This window comes from Nioella sediminis (genome assembly GCF_001879695.1).
Classification (GTDB): domain Bacteria; phylum Pseudomonadota; class Alphaproteobacteria; order Rhodobacterales; family Rhodobacteraceae; genus Nioella; species Nioella sediminis.
Genome location: NZ_MNBL01000078.1, coordinates 1 through 3404, shown reverse-complemented (window position 1 = coordinate 3404; position 3404 = coordinate 1). Strand labels below are relative to the sequence as shown.

At 63.6% G+C, this 3404-nt stretch carries 3 protein-coding genes; all 3 read left to right on the top strand.

Going from position 1 to position 3404, the window contains the following annotated elements; genetic code table 11:
- Positions 1 to 151: 151 nt before the first annotated feature.
- Positions 152 to 859, top strand: a complete 708-nt coding sequence (locus tag BKY26_RS10865) for a hypothetical protein (protein WP_071690416.1) — start codon at positions 152 to 154, stop codon at positions 857 to 859.
- Between the two features lie 103 nt (positions 860 to 962).
- Entirely contained in the window at positions 963 to 3011 is a 2049-nt protein-coding gene (locus tag BKY26_RS10860) for an ASKHA domain-containing protein (RefSeq protein WP_071690415.1), read from the top strand.
- A 42-nt stretch (positions 3012 to 3053) separates the two neighbouring features.
- Positions 3054 to 3404 (top strand): carboxymuconolactone decarboxylase family protein (locus BKY26_RS10855; RefSeq protein ID WP_425434482.1); only part of this gene is annotated, 351 nt, incomplete at its 3' end.

The window sequence follows — 3404 nt, the reverse complement described above, 5'->3', positions numbered from 1 at the left end:
GAAAAATCTTCCAGAAGATTTTTCAATTAACAATGAAGAATTTTCCCGAAAATTCTTCATGTGAAACCGCGAAGATTTTTCCGGAAAAATCTTCTTTTCCCGAACCAAACCTCCTAGGTACAGGCTGCACCCTATAGATCAGGCTTTCAGCATGCCCGCGCGACCAGAGACTGACACCACGCCGCCGTCCTGGGGTGAATCGCTTCCAAGGCTCGCTGTCAAACTCATCGTTCTTATCGCCATCGTGATTCTGTCCCACTACGCGATCGACTACGCTCTCTCATGGGCCGAATCCCTGCCGGCCCATTCGGAAGCCCGTGCCGAGCGGCTGATTCTGCTGGCCATTTTCGTTGCCTACGCCCTGCTCATCGCGCTGCCCTTCGTGCCGGGGATCGAGATTGCCATTGCGCTCCTGGTTCTGCGCGGACCGGAATTCGCCCTGCCTATTTATCTCGCCACTCTTGGCGGTCTGAGCCTGGCCTTCCTTGCCGGGCGCCTCGTGCCGATCCGCTCGTTGAAACGGTTCTTTCTTGACCTGCACCTGGTGAAAGCCGCCGCGCTCGTAGATCGTCTTGGCCCCATGGGCCCTGCGCAGCGGGTGCGGGAGCTGCAACGCTCCCTGCCCCGCAAACATGCGCGCATTGCCCTGCGCTACCGCTATGTGGGACTGGCGCTCCTGATCAACATGCCGGGATCGGGCCTCATTGGCGGCGGCGGCGGAATCTGCCTGATGGCAGGAATGAGCGGTGTCTTTTCCCCGCGCGCGACCTTTCCCACTCTCGCGCTTGCGGTCATGCCATTCCCGGTTCTGATGTGGGTGGCCGGCACCAACGGGCTGATGCCCTGGCTGCCTGCCTGAGACGAAATCCACCCGCATGCCGCAACCCGGCCGGATTTTGACGTTTCGCTCCTTTCCCTTGCCACCGGGCACGTTAAAACATCCGCAAAGGAAAGGCGCGCGCATGTCTGATACTCCTCTCGTGATCTTCACCCCCTCTGGCAAACGGGGCCGGTTCCCCGTTGGCACCCCGATCCTGACCGCAGCCCGCAAACTAGGCGTGGATCTCGATTCCGTCTGCGGCGGGAGGGGCATCTGCTCAAAATGCCAGATCTCGCCCTCCTACGGCGATTTCCCCAAACATGGCGTCACCGTCAGCGAAGACGCGCTGTCGGAATGGAACGCGGTCGAGGCCCGTTATGACCGGGTCCGGGGTCTCAAGAAAGGGCGTCGCCTCGGCTGTCAGGCCACGGTGCAGGGCGATATCGTCATTGATGTGCCCGCCGAAAGCCAGGTCCACCGCCAGGTGGTGCGCAAGGCGGCGTCGGACCGGCCGATCACGATGGACCCCGCCACGCGGCTTGTCTTCGTCGAGGTCGAGGAACCCGATATGCACGAGCCCTCGGGCGATTTCGAACGGCTCAGCAAGGCGCTGAAAGACCAGTGGCAGATCGAGAACGTGACAGCGGGCCTGCCGCTAATGACCAAGCTGCAACCGGTGCTGCGCAAGGGCAAATGGCAGGTCACCGTGGCGCTGCATCAGGCGCAGGGGGCGGACGGATTCCGCATTCTCGACATCTGGCCGGGGCTGCACGAGGACGGCATCTACGGGCTTGCCATCGACCTCGGGTCCACCACCATCGCCGCGCATCTGTGTGATCTCTCCGACGGGCGCGTTCTGGCCTCCTCCGGCCTCATGAACCCGCAGATCCGCTTCGGCGAAGACCTGATGAGCCGGGTCAGCTACGCCATGATGAACCCCGGCGGCGACCGGGAGATGACCAATGCGGTGCGCGAGGCGATCAACACGCTGGCCGGTGAAATCGCGGCGGAGGGCGGGATCGAGCCAACGCTCATCATGGAAACCATCTTCGTCTGCAACCCGGTGATGCACCATCTTCTGCTTGGGATCGACCCGGTGGAACTGGGACAGGCGCCCTTTGCGCTGGCGACCTCCTCGTCGCTGTCGCTGCCCGCCCGAGATCTGGACCTGACGGCGCTTAATACCGAGGCGCAGGTCTATGTCCTGCCCTGCATCGCGGGCCATGTGGGGGCCGATGCCGCAGCCGTTGCCCTGTCGGAAGAGCCCAACAAATCGGAAGACCTGGTGCTTGTCGTCGATGTGGGCACCAATGCGGAAATCTTGCTTGGCAACACCAACAAGGTTCTGGCCTGTTCCTCCCCCACCGGTCCCGCCTTCGAGGGCGCGCAGATCAGTTCCGGCCAGCGCGCCGCCCCCGGCGCGATCGAGCGGATCGAGATTGACCCGGTCACCAAGGAACCGCGTTTCCGCATCATCGGCTGCGAGCTGTGGTCCGACGATCCCGGCTTTGCCGAGGCGAGTGCGGCGACCGGCGTCACCGGAATCTGCGGTTCTGGCATTATCGAGGCCGTGGCCGAGATGCGCCTTGCGGGCATTCTCGACACCTCGGGCCTCATCGGGTCGGCGGAACAAGTCGGCACGCCGCGCTGTGAACCCGAAGGGCGGACGCATGTTTATCTGATCCATGACGGCAGCGCCGAGGGCGGGCCGCGTATTACGGTAACCCAAGGCGACATACGCGCGATCCAGCTGGCGAAATCGGCGCTTTATGCGGGTGCCAAGCTGCTGATGGATGAAATGGGCGTGGACACCGTCGACCGGGTGACGCTGGCCGGGGCCTTCGGCGCGCATATCAGCCCGAAACACGCGATGGTTCTGGGGATGATCCCCGACGCGCCGCTGGAAAAAGTCACCAGTGCGGGCAACGCAGCGGGTCACGGCGCGCGGATTGCGCTCTGTTCACGCGAGGCGCGGGGTCGGATCGAAACCGTTGTGCGCCAGATTCACAAGATCGAAACCGCCGTGGAGCCCAAGTTCCAGGAGCATTTCGTCAACGCCTCGGCCATTCCCAATTCCGTGGAACCCTTCCCTATCCTCAACAGCGTCGTGGACCTGCCCAAGGTGCATTACGGCGCGGCCGGTGCCGATGGCGGCGAGGGCGGTGGGCGCCGCAGGCGACGCCGGGGCTGATCGCTGTTAGCATGGGCGGATGACCTCAACCGGAGCCCGCCCATGCCGCTTTTCCCCAGCCTTCCCAGCCCCGCCCGTCTGGGTGACCTGCTGACCCGCCATCCGGCCCATGCGGGGCCGCTCTTGATGCATGTGGATGGCGTCATGAAAGCGGGCGCGCCGCTGTCACAGGCTGAATGCGAGCTGATCGCGGCTTATGTCTCGGGCCTGAATGCCTGCGCCTTCTGCCATGGCTCACACCAGATCTATGCCGAGGCGCTCGGCGTCGAGCCGGGCCTCGTCGACGCGCTTTTGGACGACCCCGACACCGCGCCTGTTGATCCGAAACTGCGCCCGCTGCTGGCCTATGTGGCCAAGCTGAACAGCCTGCCAAGCCGCCTGACGCCCGCCGAT